Source organism: Candidatus Uabimicrobium amorphum (genome assembly GCF_009002475.1).
Lineage (GTDB): Bacteria > Planctomycetota > Uabimicrobiia > Uabimicrobiales > Uabimicrobiaceae > Uabimicrobium > Uabimicrobium amorphum.
Window position 1 is genome coordinate 5,599,254 of the sequence record NZ_AP019860.1, and the last position, 23,972, is coordinate 5,623,225.

At 40.1% G+C, this 23,972-nt stretch carries 17 protein-coding genes; 11 read left to right on the forward strand and 6 right to left on the reverse strand.

Features of this window, described 5'->3' with window-relative positions; translation table 11 throughout:
* The first annotated feature begins 113 nt into the window (after positions 1-113).
* Positions 114-1,424, forward strand: a complete 1,311-nt coding sequence (locus UABAM_RS20390; protein WP_151969843.1) for an RNA polymerase sigma factor — start codon at positions 114-116, stop codon at positions 1,422-1,424.
* Positions 1,425-1,464: 40 nt separating this feature from the next.
* Here UABAM_RS20390 and UABAM_RS20395 read toward each other — a convergent pair whose 3' ends face one another.
* Positions 1,465-2,352 carry a tetratricopeptide repeat protein gene (locus UABAM_RS20395; protein WP_151969844.1) on the reverse strand — a complete coding sequence of 296 codons (888 nt, stop codon included), beginning with the start codon at positions 2,350-2,352 and terminating at the stop codon, positions 1,465-1,467.
* Positions 2,353-2,606: 254 nt separating this feature from the next.
* Here UABAM_RS20395 and UABAM_RS20400 point away from each other — a divergent pair, with 254 nt between their 5' ends.
* Both UABAM_RS20400 and UABAM_RS20405 read left to right on the forward strand, forming a co-directional pair.
* Positions 2,607-3,884 (forward strand): N-acetylmuramoyl-L-alanine amidase, encoded by a 1,278-nt coding sequence (locus UABAM_RS20400; protein WP_151969845.1) that lies wholly within the window; start codon positions 2,607-2,609, stop codon positions 3,882-3,884.
* A 145-nt stretch (positions 3,885-4,029) separates the two neighbouring features.
* On the forward strand, positions 4,030-4,719 hold the full coding sequence (locus tag UABAM_RS20405; RefSeq protein WP_151969846.1) for a hypothetical protein: 690 nt from the start codon (positions 4,030-4,032) through the stop codon (positions 4,717-4,719).
* Between the two features lie 49 nt (positions 4,720-4,768).
* Here UABAM_RS20405 and UABAM_RS20410 read toward each other — a convergent pair whose 3' ends face one another.
* From UABAM_RS20410 to UABAM_RS20430, 5 genes are all read right to left on the reverse strand, one after another.
* The gene (locus UABAM_RS20410; protein WP_151969847.1) at positions 4,769-5,368 is read right to left on the reverse strand and encodes a PEP-CTERM sorting domain-containing protein; all 600 of its coding nucleotides are present in this window, start codon (positions 5,366-5,368) and stop codon (positions 4,769-4,771) included.
* Positions 5,369-5,440: 72 nt separating this feature from the next.
* Positions 5,441-8,614 carry a WD40 repeat domain-containing protein gene (locus tag UABAM_RS20415; protein ID WP_151969848.1) on the reverse strand — a complete coding sequence of 1,058 codons (3,174 nt, stop codon included), beginning with the start codon at positions 8,612-8,614 and terminating at the stop codon, positions 5,441-5,443.
* A gap of 102 nt (positions 8,615-8,716) precedes the next feature.
* Positions 8,717-9,961, reverse strand: a complete 1,245-nt coding sequence (locus UABAM_RS20420) for a serine/threonine protein kinase (protein ID WP_151969849.1) — start codon at positions 9,959-9,961, stop codon at positions 8,717-8,719.
* 9 nt (positions 9,962-9,970) lie between these two features.
* Positions 9,971-12,856, reverse strand: coding sequence for a protein kinase domain-containing protein (locus UABAM_RS20425; RefSeq protein ID WP_151969850.1), 2,886 nt, complete (start codon positions 12,854-12,856; stop codon positions 9,971-9,973).
* A 13-nt stretch (positions 12,857-12,869) separates the two neighbouring features.
* Positions 12,870-14,024 (reverse strand): hypothetical protein, encoded by a 1,155-nt coding sequence (locus UABAM_RS20430; RefSeq protein ID WP_151969851.1) that lies wholly within the window; start codon positions 14,022-14,024, stop codon positions 12,870-12,872.
* A gap of 66 nt (positions 14,025-14,090) precedes the next feature.
* Between UABAM_RS20430 and UABAM_RS20435 the strand changes: the two genes are divergently transcribed.
* From UABAM_RS20435 to UABAM_RS20470, 8 genes are all read left to right on the forward strand, one after another.
* Positions 14,091-16,166, forward strand: coding sequence for an AAA family ATPase (locus UABAM_RS20435; RefSeq protein ID WP_151969852.1), 2,076 nt, complete (start codon positions 14,091-14,093; stop codon positions 16,164-16,166).
* A gap of 9 nt (positions 16,167-16,175) precedes the next feature.
* Positions 16,176-18,926, forward strand: a complete 2,751-nt coding sequence (locus UABAM_RS20440; protein ID WP_151969853.1) for a hypothetical protein — start codon at positions 16,176-16,178, stop codon at positions 18,924-18,926.
* 1 nt (position 18,927) lies between these two features.
* Positions 18,928-19,896, forward strand: a complete 969-nt coding sequence (locus tag UABAM_RS20445) for an AAA family ATPase (protein ID WP_173013454.1) — start codon at positions 18,928-18,930, stop codon at positions 19,894-19,896.
* The gene (locus tag UABAM_RS20450; RefSeq protein WP_151969855.1) at positions 19,896-21,185 is read left to right on the forward strand and encodes a hypothetical protein; all 1,290 of its coding nucleotides are present in this window, start codon (positions 19,896-19,898) and stop codon (positions 21,183-21,185) included. Before UABAM_RS20445 ends, UABAM_RS20450 begins: the two co-directional genes overlap by 1 nt.
* A gap of 436 nt (positions 21,186-21,621) precedes the next feature.
* Positions 21,622-22,185 carry a 4Fe-4S single cluster domain-containing protein gene (locus UABAM_RS20455; RefSeq protein WP_151969856.1) on the forward strand — a complete coding sequence of 188 codons (564 nt, stop codon included), beginning with the start codon at positions 21,622-21,624 and terminating at the stop codon, positions 22,183-22,185.
* Positions 22,185-22,484: a hypothetical protein gene (locus UABAM_RS20460; RefSeq protein WP_151969857.1), complete on the forward strand. Its 300-nt coding sequence runs from the start codon at positions 22,185-22,187 to the stop codon at positions 22,482-22,484. Before UABAM_RS20455 ends, UABAM_RS20460 begins: the two co-directional genes overlap by 1 nt.
* Entirely contained in the window at positions 22,481-23,383 is a 903-nt protein-coding gene (locus tag UABAM_RS20465; protein ID WP_151969858.1) for a hypothetical protein, read from the forward strand. The genes UABAM_RS20460 and UABAM_RS20465 overlap by 4 nt, the downstream gene beginning before the upstream one ends.
* Positions 23,380-23,958 (forward strand): hypothetical protein, encoded by a 579-nt coding sequence (locus UABAM_RS20470; protein WP_151969859.1) that lies wholly within the window; start codon positions 23,380-23,382, stop codon positions 23,956-23,958. The genes UABAM_RS20465 and UABAM_RS20470 overlap by 4 nt, the downstream gene beginning before the upstream one ends.
* The last annotated feature ends 14 nt before the right edge of the window (positions 23,959-23,972 follow it).

Consider the following 23,972-nt stretch of genomic DNA (forward strand, 5'->3'; position numbering starts at 1 on the left):
TTTTATGAATAGAATTTCACCTTGCGCCGCACCATATGTCATTATAAGATAGATATTCCGTTACTAAACCACCAGAAACACAGTTTTTTGTAAAAATCTTGAAAGAGAATGCTATGTGGAATACAACTTCGTGGTCAAAGGTTTTACAAGCCAAAAAAGCAGATAAAGACGCCATTCAGAAGATATACAGCGACTACAACGCGGCCATTGAAAAATATTTGATGATGAAGGGACTGAAGAAAGAAGATGCCCAAGACTATACACAGGCATTTTTTGTGGCTTTTTTAGAAAAAAATTGGATAGAGCGGGCCGACCAAAGCAAAGGAAAGTTTCGCACATTTTTGTTAACTCTTATTTCACGTTTTGTACGTGATCATCGCGGTTCGCGACAAGAGCAGTTTGAAAGAGGATTTGTACACCCTGAAGATAACATTGAGGTTGGGCAAGGCTATTCGCCAGATCCAAAAGAGGCGGAAGTGGAATACCATCGCGCTTGGGCAGAATCGCTCCTTGAAATTGTTCTAGACAATATGCGTAAGGAAATCGAAGAAACCAACATGTCGATTATCAATTACAAAGCATTGTGGTTATATTTTTTCAGCGGTTCCTTGAAGCTAAAGTTGGGAGATTTAACATACCCGGGGAAATTCATGCGTATGTTTTGCAGTGATTCTTCGCCTGTGGTTCAGGGAATTCAACAATATTTTTCCCCCACAGTGGTGCAAGAGATCGCGGCAGCAGAAGCACAGCCGCCTATCGCTACACAAAAGAAATTTGTCGATGAACTTAACCATGTGCTAGAAACACAGACCTTGTACGATGGCAATTTTTTTATTGATTACTTAGAGGAATGTCGGCTATTTCAAAAAGAAATAAATGATGGTACGGCGTTTATTGAAAAGATATATAGTGGCAATCATCCACATGACAAAAGTTTACACAAAATCTTACAGGTAAAGTTTCCATTGGAAAACGCGACTTTCGATGCGTTGAAAAAAAATACCGAAGGTATTGTTCAGGAAATCAATCAGGCGATGGTAGGACCTATCTTTTCTAACGAAAACTACCAAAGGGTGCCGAAGCTCGCCATCGAAGACCGCCATAAAGCTTTTCTATATGCGAATCGCTATCTACTACAAAAGTTTTATCCGCAACACATCCCCAATGCTTCATTGCGTCTAAATAGGCGCTTTCTTGAAAAAGCATTTCCTGATTATATCGTGGCCAATATTTATGATACGCAACTATCATATGAAAAGCTAGCCCAACACTTTTCCACGACGAAAAGTAGCATGCAAAAAACCATTCGTCGCGGTTCTCTTTTGTATAAGAGGCTTCTACACGAGGAGGTTTCTCGTTATACGCAAGATGAAAATGTTGAGGAGGAAATAAACGATTTGTTGCAGATTTTGTCGAATAATTAACGGAGAGAGATAGGCGACATAAAGTCGCCTTGATGATCGCCTAGTACTCACTTTCCTGCAAAAGAAACATTTCATCTTCTAGTTGTTCGGCCAATTCCTTGCGATCTGCTTCGGAAACTTTAGGCAAAATGGCTTTGCAACTCTCATAGTCTTCTGCCAAGTAATATGCGATGGCAAGTCTTGCATATTCTTGTGAGGTTACGGTTTGATTGGCTTGCTCGCTTAACGCGATATACGCCTTCATATCTGCGGCGGAATCTGGGTAGTTTGCCAATTTGTTGTGTACGCGCGAACGATAGTAAACGATTAGGCGTACAACGCGTATGTTTTCACTCGATACTTCACCTTGCTCGTTGAATAATTTTAGCGCTTTGTTGAAAGATGCCAAGGCCGCATCGTGATTAAAATCGCGCATTTGTAGTTGTCCATTTAACGAGTATGCGAGTAGTTTTTTATCTAACGGCAATTGTGGAAACTGGTCATCGCTCATCACAATGTGAATTGCTTCGCGGGCTTGGTCGTTTTCTTTTTCTTTTACCAAAGTGGCGGTGTACGCTAGGCGTTCTTCTATTGATCGCGGCATCGCCGTATCTGCGGGTGGTGTCTCTTTTGGATCTTCGATACTTTCAAAAAAGTTCTGCGCTTCTTCGTAGTCATCATTTTTTGCATCACTCAAGTCTATGGTGGATTGTTCATCACTTTCCTCGCGGAGAAATGCTGGTAGATCTTCTCCTGGGAGTTCATCGCTTTTGGACGCGGAATGATCTTGGTTTTGGTGTTGGTGATCTTGGTGTTTCTGTTGTGCTTGGTGTTGTGCATGATGACGAGGAGCAGGTTGTTGCTTGTTGAAGTCAATCATTTCTCGTTGTGGAGAAGAAACACAAGACACCAAGATGAATATAGATACAAAATAAGGAAGTCGCTTCATAAAAGTTACCTTTGTAATAGGTTATTAATTATTTTGTTATTGCATTAACTTTAATTGTTACTTGTTTTTAAAAGCAAAGCAAGTTTTTTCTTGGGTGGACGAGACAAAACTGTTATTTTTTCGTTTTTTGTTCAAAACAAATATATTTTTGTTGTGCGAGATTTGGCGAGCAAAAAACGCTATATTGCATTGACGACGAAGAATTGCTATAATTGTTACCTCACTCTAAATCAATATTGACAAGGGAGGTTTCAATGAGATTTTGCGTTTTATCACTTATTTTTGTAATAACAACTAGTGTATTTGCGCACGATGAATTGCAGTACACCGATCGCTTTACCGCACAAAAAATGACACGCTGTCAGTGTGAAAAAGTGACACTTATCGATAACAGTATCCAATTATATCCTGATACCACAAGCGGTAAGCTTACTTCGGATGCGATCCAAAGTAAGATGTTTTTTAATGCGGCGACGATTAGTTACTTCGCCGAAGTACCAGAAGGTGCAACAATACAATTCGAAATTAGCGCACAAAATCGCGATTTTGAATGGAGTGAATGGAAACAAATCCATACTTCTGAGGCAGATGTACACTTCGAAAATACCAACCAGGCGTATCGCTACCGCGTTATTTTTACCGCAAATAGCGAAGGCCAATCTCCACAATTAAACGAAGTACAGGTATGTTATGACTTTGTATTTCAACACATGATTAAAGAAGCTCTACCTTCGGGAATGGGAATGCGCGGCGTTTCTAAGCCAAGCATTGTTTCGCGAAATGGTTGGGGAGCACGTCAACCAAAAAAAGGCTACAGCTACCACAGCCCACGTCGTTTGACAGTTCACCATACATATCGTCCACTAGCGTCTAGTTTTAAAGGTGCTTCTACCATTCGTTCTATCCAAAATTATCACATGGACAGCAACGGTTGGTCAGACATTGGATATCATTTCCTCATAGGTACATACTCTTCTGGACAAACCGTCATTTACCAAGGACGTCCTGAAAACGTATTGGGAGCACACACCGGTGGAGCTAACACCAATAACGTTGGTGTAAACCTGATTGGTGACTATGACATTGAGTCTGTACACCCAAATGGTTACAAGGCGATGATCAATACACTCGCATGGTTGTGTGATCGCTATAATATTAGTCCTAATGAGATATACGGACACAAGGATTTCTCGAACACCGCATGTCCAGGCCGCGGACTATATAGCAAAATTCCACAAATCAAAAGAGATGTACGCGATGTACTAAATGGTGGTAGTGGAAGTGAAACCGGAACTCTGATTGGTGCCATTTACGATTCCGCGAAGGGAAGTAGTTCTCGCCTTTCCGGAGCTACAGTAACACTGAGCAATGGTAAAAAAGTCACCACCGGTAGTGATGGTATTTTTCGTTTTCAAATTGCTCCTGGAAACTACAGCTACACCGTTTCCAAGTCAGGCTACAAATCAGGATCTGCTTCACGCAGTGTACAAGCAAATGCAACTGTGTGGGGATCTGTAGGACTCCGTAAGTAACCTAAATAACGACAATTGAAGTAGCAAAGCACCACCTAATCTAGGTGGTGTTTTTGTGTAACTCCCCTAAGAAGATGTTATGGTTTTTGTGGGTCCAGTCTGGGATGAAATTGATTACAGAGGGATGTTACAAAAAAGGGATGTTATGAAAAAGGGATGTATACTACTTATTTTTTTATTTGCGTCATGGTCTATCATGGCGGAGGTAATCACGCTCATTGATGGAAATGCCGATTTAGTCGAAATAGCAGGACCACAAAACTTTTCGCAAAACCAAACCCAAAGCGATGATCAAATCTTTGTTTTTCAAGAGCGAGAAGATTTCGTTCTAGGCCAAGATTTAAATGTGGATACAACAGCAACTGGAACTTTTAATTCTGCGAATGAGCCGGGTGTTATTGCCGCAGGCACAGAGGTCGATGTATTTTTGATTCACATGGACCCATTTGTGGCATTGACACACAACAACGCGGGCAGTATTGTTTTTAGCAACCCAATTATTGGACTTATCACAACCGCTGCCAGTTTAAACAACACCGATGCGGTCATTGGCGACCCTGCAAGTATATACGACGCACCTGCTCCGGGTTTTCGTGGGATATTTGATGGTGGTGGGATCAATGATACCTTAACAGTGAGTGCCGATCGTTTTGTTTTAGACCTCGACACTCTTGGAACGGCAAATGGCAACAATGCCGAGCAAATTCGCGTCATTACGGTCGCGAATTCCGTTCCCGAGCCGTCGATGTATTTCTTACTTGTGTGTTTATCATTATTATTTTATCGAAAATTACGCAACGCTAAAACACCATTTTGTACAGCTGTTCGCAAATAAAAAACACCACGCTAAACAAATGTGGTGTTCTTTATATTTATTCTTAAACCTATTTTTTGCGTTTCATACCAAAAAACAGTGCCAAACCAAAAAGCATAGTGATGTACGTACTTGGCTCTGGAACGGTGGTGCTCACGGTTAGTGTATCGATAAAAATACTACCATTTGTTGGTGCAATGGGTGTGATTACCGCTCTTTTGATTCCTTCATCCGAGATAAAACCGCCAAAGTTTATCACTTGATCCGGTAAGTCTAAACTACCCAGTAGGTTATTTTGTGCATCAAATACTTCAAATCTCTCTGCGTCTCCAAGACTCGTATTGAAAAGCCCGACGCCGTTCACAGCGTTATCAAAATTGATAACGATGGGATTTACTAAATCTGCATTGACTAGGACATTCGGTGGCGATTGCGATGTTCCGCCGTTTCCACCAATTGTAACACGGGCGTTTTCAAAGGTAATTCCAGGAATTTCATTTGTAAGGGGAGAACCACTGTTGAATGGATTGGCTGCAAAGTTATCAAAGTTATGTGTCTCAAACGAGTTGAGATTACTTAAAAAAGTTGCTTGGTCAGTAAAGGAAATGGTTGCTGCTTGAGTTACAGCTAACAATGAAAACAAAACCAATATTGTTAAAATAAATTTCATGCACTGCACTCCTCGATGCTATGTTATGTTATGTTATGTTATTACTATAGCAGAATACATAATCGTCATCAATTAAAACTTTCCATTACTCCACAAATACAACGGCGGAGAAAATTTTTGTAGCGACAACGACGGCATCATTTTTTGCGCAAAAAAACCTTCCATTGCATGTAATAAATTTCTTTCATCTACGTGGAAAATCCATTTGCGTATCGTTGGGTTCCAGGTAAAACCCGACGATGTCTTCTTACCAAAAACAATTTTTTTTGTCTTGTCGATATGGATAAGTTCAATAACCGAACCTTTCTGGGCAAAGACCATTTCGTCTGTGCAGCGCAAGTAATCTACTTTGCCCAAAATCTTTTTGACCGCGTCTTTTTTGCCTTCCCTATTCACATACAGCACTTCGTCTTCTAAACTCACCACACTATTTTTGTATGAGAAAGTCTTTTTTTGTGGTGTTTTGGTTGATTTCGCGGTTTCGAGATTGTAGTGGACAATGTTTCCCTGATAATCGCTGTAGGCAATTACCGTGTCGTTTAAAGATAGGAATTTTTTTACACTACCGCGCAGCGTTGTTTTTTGCTCTCCTGTGTCTGTGAACCATATAAATATATCGTAGCCGTTGTCTGTGGCAAAATGTTTGCCATCGTCGCTAAAAATGGCATTGGCAGCGAAGTCGTCATGCTCAATGTCATAGAGTGGTTTTCCGTTTCGCGGGTCCCACATATAAACGAGTTCTTGGTGCATGTCTAAGGTGATTGCTCTAGACCCGTCGTGGTTAAAGAAGAGGTAAGAGCCAATCATGTTTGTCTCGTTGATGATGACCTGTGTGTCGGTAATTTTGTGTAAAAATATAATACTCTCGGCGTCTGTAGATGCGAGAATATTGGTCTGTGGTTGAAAGGTTAATTGCAAAACACTTTCGAGATGTCTTTCCGGGAGGGACCACTTTTTATGTGTTTGGGTGTCGTAGATGATAATGGAATTCATTCCCTGTATCCAGGCAACGAAACGTCCATCGGCACTGGTTGTGACACCGCGTCCGTTAAATGTACTATCGCTATTTTTTACTTGCCACAACCGGATATCATTTTTCGTCATCGTTGCCAATGTTTTGCCGTGTTGCGCAAAACGGTATGTCGCAGAATTTTCTAGCTCAATAAATTGTACAATCCGATGAGGAGTTTGCGCGGCAAGTTGCAAATGAAAAATATAAATACCGTCGTTGTTACTCGTACATAAAATTTCATTGTTTTGCGGATGAAAAACGACTTCTCCGTATGACTTTGCCTTGTTGACAACCGTTGAACACATTTTCCACTGTTGTGCTGTGTGTTTATAAATGTGAATTTCTCCACTGTGCGTTCTAAGAGCGACAAGGTTTTCATCCGCACTAAAGACAGCGTCCTCAACAATGCTTTCGGCATCAAATTGATACAAACATCTTGTGCCGTCGCTTTGTACGCTTTGACCATTGTAAACACTTTGTCCTTGACTGATATCCCATACTTCTATCGATATGTCTCCGTGAGTAATGATGATTTTTCCACCACTGTTCGAAAAATGCAGTGACTGGACACCTTGTTCGCGCTGAACCACGGTTTGTATTTTTTGCGTTTGTAAATTCCACAACTGGATATCGTTGTCTATGCATACGGCAATGACGTTTTTTTGTGGTTGGAAGTTCATAGAATGAAAATTTTGCCCAATAGTAAGTTTACCTATGTATTTTTTGTCGCTGGTGTGCCACAAATGGATTTTGTCTTCTATGGCGATGGCCAGTATCTTCCCATCGCTACTGACATCTATTTGATGACCTTTTGTTTGCAACTCATGAATTTTTTTGGCGTTGTGGGTATTGTAAATGTTGATTTTATTGTTTTTTCCAACGAACAATACGTTTTTGCGAAATATCAAGTTATGATACCCATCATAAAAACCGTGCCCGGTTTTTACTTTTTCACTATTTTTCCATAGTATTGCGTGGCCTCTGTTATCGATGGCGCATAGCAAGTCATTGGCGATGGCGATGCGTTTTACTGGTTGAGAGTGTTTTACGGAAGTAGAGCTTTTTGTTGTTAGGTTCCACGTTTTTATCAACGCATCATCAGAAGCAGACAACAGTGCTTCGTTATTTTTAAATAACAGTTGGTGAATTGTTGCGGTGTGTCCTGCGAAATTTTGGTGAACGCTCTTTAACTGTTCATCCCAAATCTTAATGATATTGTCTGATGAGGCCGAAGCGATAAATTTGCCATCGACAGAGAACGCTAAGGCGGTGTAAGGTATGTGATCATCGCCTACTATGGCAACAAAAGATTTTTTTGCCACATCGAAAATCCCCATGTTTTCTCGGGTAGCAAAGGCGATTTTTTCTACGCTACGGCATGGTGCAATGTGGGTGATGGGTTGTGAGTATTTGATTCTTTGTATATTTTTTCTGGCGGTAACATCCCACAAATGGATTTCGCCGTTGGCGCAAGCGGATACCAAAAGTTCTCCATAGAATTCTAATGCGTTTATGGGCGCATCGTGGCCACTTAGTGTGTCGTTATGTGTTGTTTCTAAATCGTATACTTTGATATTTTGGTTTACGGCGGCGAAGAGGTATTTACCATCACTGGAAAATCGTATGTGACGAATGTGATCTGTGGTGGTCCAGGTCCGTAGATTTTCACCATGTACATTCCACAATACGATATTGTGATTGTGGGCTGTTGCAATAAATTTACCGTCTACACTCCAACAGATTTGTGCCCCTTTATTACGAAAAATATTTTTTACTCCCATTGTTTTCCATAGCAAAGAATGCTCTAGCAAAGCTGTAGAAATCTTACTCTTTATTTGTTTTTTTATATTCCCAATGGGAATTTGCAGTTGTTGCGCGATTTCCATATCGATGTTTTCGATAAATTTCGCCGCCGCACCGGCATAGGTCGCCATTTGTGCATATTGGCGATTGTGTAAAGGACTTTGCTGGATAACGTCTGAGGCTTTACGTAAGGATATTTGGGCCATGTGACCGCGAATGTTTGTTGCGTCGCGCTCTTTTTCTTGGCGCAGTCTTTCCGCATTTTCGCGTTGGGTTTCGGCGATGTGTTGTTGCTCTATAGCAATTTGTTCATTTTTAATCGCTACGGACTTTTCATGCATGATTTTAAAATACGAGGTGACACCGAGAATGATGATGGCTACGACACTGGCAATGAGAGAGTATCTAGTGATGCGCGCGCGGTGTTCCACGGATTGTTTTTGGCGGATCGCGAGTTCTACTTGCGCGAGAATTTGTTGTTTTTGTTCACCACCTTGTATTTTTTGTGCCTGTACTTGGGCAAGTCCTAAATCTTAGTTTCGTAGAGCGGTTTGTGCATAAAAAATGCGGGCATCGTGTCGCCAAGTTTTTGCCTGTAAATTGTCGGCCCATAGCTCCAAAGCTTGTTGAAAACCCGAAATACAAGTGGTAACCTCTTCGTAGATATTCTTTGCTTCGGAATTTGAAACACATAGTGTGAATTTTGTATGTGCCTGATTTGCGATGAGAATACTTTCGCGGTGTTTGATAAAGCTGCGCAAGTCATTGTTGAATTCTGCTGTGGTTTGGTAGCGCTCTTGTGGAGAAAGCGCCAATGCTTTGCGGCAAATTTCTTGTATTTCTAAAGGTGTGTCCGTGGCGAAATCCAATTCGCAACCTGTACATGCGCTGCGCAATACCTCTAAAATGGTCTGTCCTTGATGAGGAGGTTTTTTGGTGAGGAGTTTATAGAGGATACCTCCTAACAAATAGACATCTGTCCAAGGCCCAATATCCTCTCCGCGTCCTTCAGCAAGCTCCGCCGGCATATAGCAGGGGGTTCCCATAGGGCGATGAACATCTTTTTGAGGAATGCCGCGTTTGACTTCGCCAGGGGAGATGTCTACCGCAATTCCCCAATCCATCACCAGTACTTCACCGAACTCACCAATCATAATATTTGCTGGTTTTAAATCACAGTGAATGATTCCTTTACTATGTGCATAGGCGACAGCATTGCATACACTTAACAGTATTTGTAAATGATCGTCAAAATCTTTACTTTCGAGTAAGTCACTCCAGGTGTTTCCCCCCACAAGCTTCATGGCAAGGATGATTTCTTCGCTCTCATTTTTACTAAGCTCGTATATGGGGACGATGTTGGGATGGTCGAGAAACGCGGTGACGAGAGCTTCGGAAATAAAGCGCGAAGATGTTTCTTCGTTGGTGGCCAACATCTTTTTAATCGCCACATCGCGGTTAAGACACATTTGATTTCCGTGGTATACAGCGCCCATTCCACCGCGGGCAATTTCATCTAAAATAACATGATGGGATTTGTGTAAATTCACCGGTACTTGTGTGGTATTGTTTTCGATAATAGTGCCATTTAAAACAGTTGCGGCATCGCTGTCGTCTTTTTGCTCTGCGCGTTCAATGATCGTGGCAGCTTCTTCATCGTCTAGTATGGTCACATTTTCCGCTAAGGATAGGGATTTGTAGGTGGCTTTTGTTTCTGTACTTTCGAATTGTTGTTGCGGGATGACATGTTTCCATAAGTTACGAATTTTTTTTTCCATGTTGATCCTTTACTTAAAGTAGGCGGAATTAGCATCTCCCATTTCAGTAACCACAAAACGGTTGTCCATTTTTTTTACAATGAAAAAACGTTGGTCGAATCCTATTTTTTTGTATGTTTTATGTGGTTTTATCAATTGATATTTGTAGCGTACATTTACTTTTGTCACTGTGGTTTGTTGCCACTCTGTTTCCATTTTTTCGATAGAAGCGATGTAGTAGATACCGGCCCATTTGCTTTTTTCATCGTAAAAAGCGGTGATGGCTTTTTGTAAACTGGGATACATTTTGTGCTGATGTGTACCGGCAATGGTTTGTTGACATAATTCTATATTTTTTTCCCATCCCGCGTCGGGTTGTAGACTGTGGCATTTTTTCCAAAAGCGCATAGCTGTCGCGTACTTGTTGTGTATTTCGTAAACTTTTGCTAAACGGAAATATACATCCACATATGTGTCATCTAGTGTAAAAGCTTTTTTGTAATCGGTCACCGCGGAACGATAATGACCTCTACGTTCATGTATAAATCCACGTGTGTAATACGAGTAAGCGTCGTTTGCATTGATTTTTATTGCTGTTTGTAAGTCTTGTAGCGCTTTGTCGTACTGGTGGAGATGAACATAACTATATGCTCGTGATTGGTATAAAAGGATATTGGGAGCAAGAACTATACCGCGAGTGAAGTCCTCTATCGCAAGGTTATGTTCTTTGTTTTTGGCATAAGCAGTGCCGCGCAGTCTGAGAACTTTGGCATTGTTGGGCGTTGCACGCAATAAGATATTATAATTGTTGATCGCCAAATAATATTTGCCCAAAGCGTTATAAGCATCCGCACGTGCGAGATACGCTTTTCGGTAGCTTGGCTTTACAGAGATGGCACTGTTAAAGTCTTCGATGGCCAGTTGATATTTTTGTTGATCGTAATAGGCCATGCCTCGGTGATAAAAGGCCATTGGATGATAGGGAATGATGTTGAGTACTTGTGTAAAATCGTAGATGGCTTTACTATACTTTTTTAGTTGCGCATACAAAGTACCGCGTTGTACATAACCAAAAATTTCCTTGGGGCTGATTTCGATTACCTTGGTGTAGTCTTTTATGGCGAGGGGAAAATTTTTTAAACCTTCGTACGCTACTCCGCGGTCCATATACACTAATACTTGTTTGTCATCGCGTTTTAATATGGCAGAGAAGTCAGCGACCGCCAAGTCATATTTACGCATTTTGATGTAAAGAAGACCGCGATTGGAGTATGCGGCTAAGTTCTCTGCATTGACTTCGATGGCTTTTGTGTAACTACCCACCGCTAAGTCATATTGATGTTTCTTTTCATACTGTAAGCCTTCTGTCACATAGTTGGTGGCTTGTTCTAAATTGACGCGAGGGCTTTTTTGAGTTTTGGCTTTATCTTTCGCTTTGGCAATTTCGAGTGATAAAAGTTTCTTGTACTTAGGAGCTTTTTCTATGCAAGTTTGTAAGTCAGCAATGGCGTAGTCGTATTGCTCTTGTTTTAAATGTAAAAGGCCACGTTCTTTGTAGGCCGCGGCATTTTGCGGTTGGAATTCGATAATCGTCGTGTACTCATCCATTGCCAGTTTGTACTTTTGTTGCCGCTCATATATAGAGGCACGTAGCCAGTAAGCGGCAAAGAATTTGCGATTGTAGCGTGTGGCTAGATTTAAATCGCTAGTCGCTAGGTCGTATTTTTTCTGTTCATTGTATATTTGCGCACGGTGGAAGTATGCTTTGAACATTTCGCGATTTTTTTGTAGAGCGCGACCAAAATCATTTATGGCTTTATTGGGTTTTGCTTGAAGTTGGTAAACGCATCCACGCTGGAAGTAAACTTGCGCTTCACTCGAAACGCGAAGGGCTCTGCTGTAGTAATCAATGGCTAAGTTGTATTTTTTTTGTAACGTATACTCATGGGCTTTTTGTTTGTAAGTTTCAATAAGCTGTTTTTCCGTAGGAGAAAAGACCATGTAAGCAGTGGTGATCACGAGCGTTGCGATGATGAGCGCTACGGCAATCCAACGTACGTTTTTTTGTACCGGTTTTTCTTGGTATTGGCATTTGCGCAAAAGAGATGCAAACTCCGCTAGAGAAGAAATTCTTCGCAGGTGATCTTTTTGTAGGCTTTTTGCGAGTACCATCGAGATTTTGTAGTACACAGGATCGCTATTTGGGTATGCCTCGTGTAGAGGAAGTAAATCTTTGTTCACAATTTTATCGATGGTAGAAACCATGCTGCCAGCAAAAAACGGAGAATGCTCTTGCCATGAAAAAAATTGGTAGAGAATCGTTCCTACAGAGAATACATCACTGCTCGGGTATGTTTCGCCGACAACGGATTCGGGGCTCAAATACTCCGGTGTTCCCACTATGTCCCCTGCTTTGGTTAGGGCAGAAAGCTCATCGTTTACCTGTTTGGCGATACCAAGATCTATAATATATGGCTCGTAGGTCTCGTGGTGCAAGATGACATTTGCTGGTTTTACATCGCGATGTACAATACCGCTTTTATTGATTTCTGACGTGGTTTCGCAGATTTTTATGGCAATGACAAGTTGTTCTTCTACAGACAATGACTGGTATTCTTTGCATAAGAATTGCTCTAAGGTGATCCCGGGAATGTATTCCATAACAATAAAATAGCGACCGTGTTCGTAGAATAATTCAAATGCTTTTACAACGTAAGGATGATCGATTTTTCGTAGAAAATTGAACTCCCGTTGAATACGCTTTATGTACATCTTTTCATTGGGGCCTTGTTTGATGAAGTGTTCTTTCACGGCAACTTGTTGTTGACTTTGTGTATCTCGTGCAAGAAAAACACGCCCCATTGCTCCCTGGCCAATTACTTTTTCTAAGTGGTATCGTTGTTTGAGTAATTTCACTTTTCTTTCCTGATTATGCTAAACGAATTTGCCTGAGAACTGTACATTTGGCAATTTTCCAAAAGCCATTCATATTTTTTATGGTGTACACCGCTTCATATTCATTGGTGCGCAGATGTTTGTGCCCCATGTGTATCGCCCATCCTGTCACTTGCCATTTTGCTTTGATTTGAAAGGAGTTTCTATCTAATTCTATAACAAAGTCGTCGTGAATGGCAACATTGTGTATTAGGAAAGTATTCTGGGGATCGCGAAACAAGCTGCGGTGTGCTTCGAGGTAGATTTCTTCTAGCATGTCACCTCCTGTGCTAAAATGGAGCGCATCGTACACGTCGTGTTTGTCGTCATAGGCAAAGGAGTTGTATATGTTGTAAAGGAGAGCGCGAAAAGTTTGTTTTTTGAACTTTGTAGTTGTCGGTTTTTCCACAGTGTAGCTACGAAGGGGAATTTTATACCAGGACCATGAAGACAGACATAATATGAATATGCCAATTGTGATTAGGTAAAAAAGTCTATGGCGCAAAGAGATCGCGAGCAGTAAAAATAGCGTAAAAACACACCATTTAACAGGGACGGAATGAAATATTTGTTGTGTAACAACTTTTATCTTTTGTGGTTTTTGCTTATATTTGGGGTGGTATATGAATGTTTTTTTGCGTTTGGTTAAGTTTTCTTCATATGGTGGTGCATGTAAGACTTGGAGAACCACATACACTTCTGTGTTTGCAGGCGACTTTTTTGACCAATTTTGTAGCATATCTTTGGACAGTTCAAATTGGGAAAGTTGCCATTTGTTGCGCTTTGTGGGTAGAATGTCATCTGGAAATATATGCCATAACACTTTTATTTTTTGCGCGATCGTAGAAGTATTGTATTTGATAACGGCTTTTGTGTAGAGATTATGGGACTCGTATTCGAGATGGCGAATCTTTAGCGGTGTGTCATTAATAAAAATACTATTCAGATTTGCACAAAACTGCGAAAACTGTGTATAATTGGTGTAGTTTTTTCTTTTACCATATACAATATTATCGTACACTTCTTTTGAAAAATAGATGTTTTGTACAACAGAGTTATTGGTAACGTTAATTACAGAGCGAATGTGAAAACGAGTGGTATCTGCGTGTACAAAGTGCAAAAGCAAAACAATAGTTAGTAAGCGTATCATGTTATTATTCCCATAACTTTTCTGTATGCGACACAACCGCTATTTATTCTAGCAGAAAGTAAAGATATGTTACATATAAAAATAGATGATTTACCAGAGAATGTATCTATGTACCAGGCCGTAGAATATTGCTACAGCAATGAGGTACGTTTTATCTGGTCACGACTTAAAGATGGGATGTCAGTGCTAATTCGTTGCGAAAAGCAAATTATTCCCTACTTACAGCTCATTATCAAAAAGAAGTTGACCAAGGAGGGAAAACAAATTGCGATTATTGATGGTCGCAGTGATTCTAGCGAAGCAATGCAAACAAGTCGCATCACTAAAATTGTAAATCATTTTCGCGATATTGTCTATTCTTCGGAAACCGATAAAATTTTCTTGTTACCCTATTTGGATATAATTACATCGATTGCTCATGGTGCTTTGTCGATGGAAGGCAAAGAAGTTATGACGATTATCCATGAGAATCCTTTTTTGGTGTTGGCCGCTTTCGAAGATCCCGATTTTCCCATACCAGATCTTATTGCCCAGGCTTTTCCCGCAAAAACAGAACTCGTTGGTATTCCACGCAATAAATTACATAAACTCATTACGCGAAGTGAAGCGCGAAAGTTTGCAGAAAAAGAGCTAAATGTAATGGAGTTGTACAAGTATATATCAGGATTAAATCCCGTAAAATTACGCCAGATTATGCAAATCTTTGATAGCAAAGCAGATTACAACGCGGATATGCCAGAGATGAGTAAAGAATACTTTCGCGAACTACGTGAATATACAGCAACAGGAAATGCCAACCTTTCCGGAATTTGCTTGGAACGCGATATCGCAGGTTATAGTGATGTAAAAAAGAAAATTCGCGAAAACATTCTGGGGCTACTGGAAAGAGCGTTTAAAAGTGGTGATGTAAAAGAAATTGAAAAAATAGAAGGTATTATTCCCAAAGGAATTATTTTTCAAGGACCTCCAGGAACTGGGAAAACACTTTTTGCCAAAGGTATTGCCGAAGCAATTAACGCTACCGTTCACATTGTGAGTGGTCCAGAGTTAAAATCAAAATGGGTTGGTCAAGGCGAGGCCAATATCCGTCGCCTTTTTGCTCGGGCACGTTCCACGGCACCTTCTGTCATTGTTTTTGATGAAATTGATTCTATCGCTTCGCATCGTTCCGGTGAATCGGATGGTGGTTCTCAGGCACACCATTCCATGGTCAACCAACTCTTAACCGAATTAGATGGTTTTCGCAAAGAAGAATTGATTTTTGTTGTCGGAACGACAAACTTTGTGACGAGTTTAGATGAAGCATTTCTAAGACCTGGTCGTTTTGAGTACCAGATTGAAATTGGTTATCCTAAGTGGGAAGATCGCCGTGCAATTCTCTCTTTGTACAACGAGAAATTACAGACCAATCTCGATGACAAGGATCTCGACAATCTGGCTGACTGGACGGAAAGACCAACCGAGACTTTTACTCCGCATACAGGAGACCACCTGAATGCGATTATGCGTAACCTAAAACGCCATCTCATTAACAAAGGTATTGAAGTCGTCACCGGTAAAGATCTTATTTCGTGGCTCAATAAAAAGTCAAAAATACACAAACTTAGTGAAAAAGAAGAGAAAGTCGTCGCGATACACGAGATAGGGCATGCTCTTATGTATCACAAATACGACAGAGTAGATGAAATTAAACGTATTACCATTGAAAGCGGTTTGACGAACGCTTTGGGAATGGTCGAGGCAAAGCGCAAAGATCTGAATATGTATACCCAATCTAATTTGCGACAGGAAATTTCTATTTGCCTGGGGGGTTACAGTGCAGAGAAAATTGTTTTTGGAGAATATTCAACAGGAGCGTCGCAAGACTTAGTTCGTGCCACGTTTATTGCGGAAGACATGGTAAAACGTTATGGAATGGGAAATTTAGGTGTTCCGCGCAGTTATTTAGACGAACGTGGCAATGCCAATCCATATTTTTATAATGTCATTTCTCCGCAAGTCGATGCGATTTTGATTGAAATACTCAAGGAAGTTACCGATTATTTGACCGAAAACAAAGGCTTACTAGATCGACTATGTGAAAATTTGTTAAAAGAGCGAACTCTCGATAAAGATCAGTTCGAGAAGGTATTGCAACAATAAAGGCTAGATATGTTAAAAAAACGAGTGTATTTACAGATCGACAACCTAAATGATGCATTGGCTGTAGAACTGTTTAGTAAAGAATATCCACAACTGGAAGGGTATTTTGTGGAAGAAACGGAATACCCGTGGAATTTGTGGCTATCTTTGTCAGCACAAATACAAAAAGAAGAGCAGTTGTTGGAATCACTCCCGTGGAAACTAGGCACTCCGCAAGTAAAAACGCGTAAAGTAACATGGGCTGATTTGTTGAAGAAAATTGTTCTTGAACGCGATCGTGGTCAGAAAATAACAGAGCGAATTATCATTAAAACGCAAAGTGTGGAAGTGTTTCACCATGTGATACACAAACATTTTCAATTACAACAAGGGCAAATCTTTTTTGTATCCCCCGAAGGAAAAAAAGGTTTTTATTTATTAAAAATTACTCAACCCTCGTTGTGGTGTCTTCATCTTGCGGAGAATATTGGGAATTTCGAGATTTACAACGAGAGTGAAGATATTGAGCAATTGTATATTAAACGTGGCTGGAAACAACGTCGTGCAATTCATTCCACAAAGCTAAATCTACATGGAAGTTTGACTGTTTTGCTCGGTGAAGATGATTTTGAGACCTACAATGTACAGTGGCGATCCGCAAACAATATTATTGATGTTCAAAAGACGCGTCTTCTTGAGTTAGTGGGAGACACATCGCAGAGAATCACCGTTCCGTTGCGTCTTGTAAATCGCGAACGTAGTTCTACTTCGTTGTGGAAGGTAGAAGACCACAGCAAATTGATAAAAGTGATTTCACAAGTTCATTATAATCAACTCGCTGGTTTCCGGGCGTGGTTTGATGACAAAGGCCTTATCTTTATACTTTCGGAAGGGCGTTTGGCCGATAGTATACTGAAAAGTCAGTTAGCAAATGTCTTTCGTGGTTATGTGAAGTACGAAAAATACATTTTTTTTCCGAATGGCAAAGAACTCATGCCGGCTCTTCCCGAAAAGAATTTAATCGACATGTACAATTCGCGCGGAGGAGACTATTTGTGTTTTGACGAAGATGAAACGGGTGAAATGTATACGTGGCATCTAAAAACAAGTGAGTTGCGCGATTTGAATTTTTTCTTGCAGTACTCTGCACAGACAGCGATTCGCAGTATTGAAAATTTTACCAATAATTGGGATTTAAATTTTCACGATGTCACTCCTAACCCGATTGTGGTCATTAAAGATTCCGGTAGGAAAAAAGGTATTGAAATTAAGGAAGATGTAGCGCGCGCGGCAAAGAAAAGTTTGAAAAAAGGTACGAAGAAAAAAGCCGCGACAGAGGAAACGCGCCTAGAGAATATTTTAAAACTCAAGGAGATTGACAGCTCTTTGGTGGATGATGTGGCCAACGCTGATTTGTGGCGACAACGCTCAGACCTCAGTTTACTTTTAGGAAATACTAGGTGCTCGGTAATTTCTTTTTTGACCGCGTGTATCATTTCCAATAATCACGGTGCTTTACTTGGATATTTACAAGAACACTGTACAGATAAGAATATTGAAATTCCCGAACTTTTTAGTAATAACAACGCCGATGGAAAACTCTTGGCCAAAATACGCGATCACAAGATGTATAGTGCTGAATTGAATTATGCATTGCAATTGTGCTTTGCACATCGTTTTAACGATGAAGATGTGCGCAACAATGCTATTTCTGCCATGCGTATTGGCTACGCGGGAACGGATTACCAGTTTCATATTTTTGATGATTTTGATAAATCGGTAGAAAAAATCACTCAAACGTCTTATATCGAAGAAGATGAACTCAAGGCAATCAAGAAAAAAGCCGAAGAGTTTTTATCGGTACTGAAGGCAGCAAAAGAAGAACAGCGCATTGTCATTCGTAAACAATTTGCCCTAATACTTGAGAACAACTTTGGGAAACCAATTTTAGATGAAAATGAAGACGGTGATCCTGCGACGTGGATTGAAGATTGGAAAGAAGTTTTACAGTACTTACAAAATTATCGCGGTGTGAATACCGATGACTTGGACGATTGTTACAAACAATGGCTTGAAAAGCTTTCTCTTCGCGACTTGAAAAACACAAGTTTTGAAAAAATTTTTACCGGGGAAGTCTACCGTCCAATATTCAACTTTAATTTTAAAGATGAAGCCATGAAGGAAATCGAGAATATTTACATTGACTATGCCAATGGTGGAGTAGATTGGAAAGAAAGATTTTCTTATAAATATACCGCGTTCGACAATGCAAAAAACCAGCGTAAACTACTATATTTGATCACGGAATATGGACCATTGCCTGATTTTGAACAGTGTATATACGATTTCAAGTTTGACGACTTACATTTCAATACCATTATCATGAATTGCGATATTTACCGTTTGCATTTGATGTACAACAAGAAAATGAATGAGCGAGAATTTTTCGATGAAATGTTGCGCATTTTGCCTCTCCCCAACTCAGGTTATAGTTTAATCGATTTTTGTGATGGTATGGAAAATGTCATACTGTGTTTGTTCTTGTCTTCCTATCAAAAACGCGAAGATATCTTTGTCGAAGCCTTTGATAAGATATTGAAGTGGATAGATTTTTATCCGAGTTATTTGACTGAGCTATTGACATTAGTGGCTTTTCTTCAGGTGGGAATTGTATACCACAAGTTGCCCGACAGTGTGTGCGCATATAACTTTTATGCACGTAAAAAAAGTTTGTGGATGAACCACGCCAACTATATTTCTCAAAATGGATGGACTACGTAAAATGACCAAAAAAAATGTTTCTGATATTAATGAGTGTCGAGAGAGAGTGGTCAGTTACTACAATGATTTATGCTCGTATTTTCTCGATCGCGACGAAATATTAAAGATGATGATTACCGCAACAGTTGCACAAGAGCCTATTTTATTTGTCGGACGGCCAGGAACGGCCAAGTCGTTGCTTGTTTCTCTTTTTTGCGAAGGTATTGGCTTGCAACAAAATGAATATTTTGAATATATGTTAACGAAATTTACCGAGCCGGGTGAAGTGATGGGACCAGTGGATATCAACGCTCTTAAAAAGGGAAAATACATTCGCAAAACTACCGGTTTGCTTCCCGAAGCAAAAATTGCGTTTCTCGATGAGATTTTTAAAGCCAATTCCGCTATTCTCAACATGCTACTAACCATTATTAACGAGCGCAAGTATTACGAGGAGGGACTTCCGGTAAAGGTTCCTCTTGTGATGCTATTTGCGGCAAGCAATGAAATTCCCGACTTTAGTGAATTTGACGCGTTAAAAGACCGCTTTATTCTCAAAATGGAAACCGTTTCCGTAAAAGATGATCACTTTCACGAATTGATAAAATACGGTATTGAGTTTGAATGTCGCAAACGCGAAAATAGCAAACCATGGAAATCAGATTGTACCCTAGAGGATTTTCAACATCTCAATGATTACGTTTTGCGTTATGTCCTACCTCAGATGGTAAAAAAAGAATATTCGATGGGAAGCGAAACGATGACAAAGTCGTTTAAAAGTCTCATTGATACACTAGAGAGCGAACTTGGGGTAGAAATTACCGACCGCAAATTAATCAAACTTTACAAATTAATCGTTACTCAGGCATTTCTATTTAATGGTGGTAAGGTAACTCTGGATGATATGCGTTTACTATGCTACTGTGGAAACAATTTTAAAGATATTCGCAAAATCAAAAAACGACTCACGGTATTGTTGGATGACATGTAATGCAATTTTTAAGTCCCCATCAAGTTAGTAATTGGTATCATACTTCATTGCATTATTCTGGCTATCGCAAACTGCATTCGTGGAGTATTGAAATTTGGCGCGAGCTAATCAACCATGGTTATTGTGCTTTTCCTCCAGGACTGATTGCGAAAATTCTCGGGAAATTGACCCACCGCAATGCTGGTGTGCATTTTCCTCGCGAAGAAAATCTTGAAGACAAATTGATCAACATCATCGTAAGTGGACGTGGGTTTGCGCAACTAGAGGGCGAATTTTTGATGACCAAAGAACAAAATCATAAAAAATGTTTGGCGGTGATTAAACGCATTGCAGAAAAAGCGGGAAGTTTTTACCATCCACAAATTTTGTTTTCGATTAACGATGCGGAACAAGGATTGGTTATCGACGAAAAAAGCGATGATGATTTTTCTAATGTGTTGGAAACGATCTATAACCAAGCAATTTCACATTTTGTCAAGAACAATCAGTCAATTGACGAACATGATATATTTGAAATTTTGCATCCGCACTTGTTCGCCTCACCCACAGCACGAAGTTTGTTTTTGAAGATGGTGGATTCTCAACGACAACTACGGGAAAATGTCGCAGGAGAGGTAACGCCCGTTAAAGAAAATGATGAAGTTGCCGCGACATTTGGTGAACCACAATCACTACCTTTAGGTGGTTATGACGCAATCACTCGCAAAGGTGACCTTGCCTCTCTTGTCCCTTCTGAACTGGCGTATATTGAAGAGGAAGAAGCCATTGACTACTTCGACTATAAGTACATGCAAAATGAACTCATGTATTTTAAACGCGAAGAGGGAATTGTATTCCGTATTCGTCGCCAAGGACATTTGTTTTTGGTACTCGACCATGAAATGGAGCACGAGCGCAACTTAGCGGACTTGTTTGCTTTTGTCCTGGTTTTCTGTGAAAAGTTGTTTCACGTATTTATTAAAGATATCATGACGATGAATGTGTACTTCCAGGGTTACTTGCCTTCGGAAATTCAATCGGCGATTTCTTTTCTACAACACTATCTGGAAGAAGGAAACTATCATAATCGCGTCAAAATTTATCAGGGAAGTAACATACAGGTAACAGAGAGTAAGAAAAAATATCAGCAATGGTATATCGGACCAGAGATGCCAGATCTGAAATTGGATAAAAAAGTTGAATTTGTCTTTCCCGAATTAAAAAACATCACCAAGAGTAATCGCTGTTTTTTTCTGGCGGATGTAATCGATGATTTAATAGAAAAAATAGCGGGTATGTCATATTATTAATATAGGTCGTTTTTAGATGGGTGCCCTCACCATCGCCTTGTAGGTTTCAGCTTCGCTGAAAGCAACAAGTCTCATGCCTCTCCCACAGGGAGCTGACAAGGGTAGGTTTTTATTAAATACAGATAAATAAAAGAGATAAAAGCTTTTACACTAACAAATCTCAAGGTTGTCATCCCTGGCTTGACCAGGGACCCAGGCGCTTTCAAGTCGAATTTATATTGCTGGTTTCCTGCTTTCGCAGGAATGACACCCCGGGAAAATTTAGTTTGAAGCAATATCAGTTTTTAACTACAAGCACCTTTTATCAAATGTTTTACAAAAAGCCTACCCCTGACGCTCGTGGGAGAGGTATGAGAATAGCAGTTTGCAGCTATGCTGCAACTGTTCATTCGATGGTGAGGGCACCAATTCGTAGAAAAAAAATCACGAGGGAAAAATGAGAATAGCACAGATAGTAGAGCGCACGGAGGTCGAGGGGCCTGGATTGCGAACAGCGATTTGGGTGCAGGGATGTACTTTGAATTGTCCAGGGTGTTGCAATCAAGAATTTTTGCCTCATAGTGGTGGAAAACATTGGGAAATTGAAAAACTAGCGGAGTATTGTGCGCAAATATCCGAGGTAGAAGGAATTACACTTCTTGGCGGAGAGCCCTTACAGCAGCCCGAGGAGACAAAACGTTTTCTGGAGTATCTACGCAGTATTTGTGAACATAGCGTTATGCTATTTTCGGGGTATACTTGGAAGTATATAAAAAAGCAACCTCTATTATCCGAAATTGTTTCTCTTTGTGATTTGGTAGTTGCAGGGCCTTTCATCCAAAAGTATACTCCGACTACACGAAGATGGATTGGATCAGAAAATCAGACCATACATTTTGTTACGGAGCGTTACCAACACCTACAGGGAGACTGGGATCAGCATCGCAATGAAGTGGAGTTTCACTTAAAAGAAGGTGAAATTATTGTAAATGGTACTCCTTTTGACACAGGAATAATATAATGAGAAAATATATACTTGATTTTATGTTTAATGAACGAACAGGTGCGACGAATATCGTTGTTGATTTTCACGATCAAAGTATGACAGCGCTTGAAATTAATGAGGGAATTCGCGATGGTTCTCTACGTGACGAATTGCTGGAAGTTGTCGAAGATTTCTTTGGAGATAAAATTGCCAACGACGTACGCAATGGTAAGATTGATATGATATGTCTCGATGATCATCCACAAGAAAAACAAATTGAGAGCAGTGGAAATCGCAACGAGGAGCATTCAACGCAAGAGGAAAATTTACAGTGAGGCAAAAATATATTCTCGAGCGTCTACTTTTACGATACATTGCAAGTGTAAATACTCTTTCTCCACAAAAAGTACCTATTTTCGATGGTGTGGTGTTACCCAGTCAATTGAAATTTACCGAAGAATTTATAGATCACTATTCGCAGATGGCGCAAAAAATTGTACTGCACCGACTTGTCGAAACCTTTTCGTGGCGCACATTTTTTTTCAGTAAAGACGATACTACTTACCGATGTACCGTTGCTGATCCGATGTTTTGGCAGGATATTCAATTTTGTTTTACGCAAAAAGGTGCCAATGCATTATGGCTGTACTATACAAAAAAACAAGTGTCATGGGAATCTCTCAATCCTTGGGATGCTATGTTTATCAGTATGGTTGTTCCACAAATAGTGGGGAGTTGTTACTCGGATGAGTGGTTACTAAGCAATGATGCTCATTGGTTAGTTATTGCCTACTTCATGATTACGCGCAAAGAAAATTTTACCTATCGTCACATTCCTCACAGTGCCTATTTACACAACTTTAAAAAAATTGTTTATCCGCTACGCTTTTTACTAATTGAGTTAGTGGCGAATTCCTATGGGAAAATCTGGAAAGTTCTCGATGATGTTCAGCAATCTAGCTCTGATGGTTATTGGGACAGCGGTTATCGTTACGATTTGGATTTACGCGATCGCAAATTCTGGACTTGGCTTCAAGATATGGAAACTCACTTGGACATCGAAGTGGTCACTAAGGCTTATGAATATTGGTGTAATGAAGGAATTATCGGGTACGACGATAGTGATTTTCTACAGAAAAACGAACGAGAATGGCAGTTGTTTAAAAACATTAGTGGTTTAAAAGAGATGAAGAAATCTTTAGGATCTATAAATCTGTTAGGAGAAAATAAATGAGTCGCGCATATCGCATTAAAGTCGCAGGCATGCATATGAATCTTCACGAAGATCAAAATGTAATACTGGACATTGATTTACTTCCCATCCTCGATAAAGAGAGTATGCAGGAAATTTTAACCAATGAACTCAAGAAAGTCGGTGGAAATGAAGTTGATGGGAAAATACACATCGAGCCTAAAAAAAATGTCGTATATAAAATCGACCCACAGGAGCAAAAATTAGAAATAGATGTGACCAATCTGAAAAAAGATTTAGATATTTACGTGGAGGAAGAGTCTCTGTCACGTAAAATTAAAACTTTGGCAAAAGGTGGTTGTATCGAAATTGATGCTGACTCCGATATGATGGAAGAGCTAACCGAACGTATTGGTGGACGATTAGAGCAAGCAGAGAAAGAAATATTGCAAGTTGTGGTGGAGGAGAGTTTGGCGGCTAGACAAGTACTCAATAAAGTTCTCAAAGAGGTGTATAAAGAAGCGGTAAAGAAAAAAGCGAATTCGATGGGGAATGTTACTTCCATACAAGAATGTGATGAAGATGGAGAGTATCGCGTACGTGTAGAGATTCAATAAAAAAATATCACGTA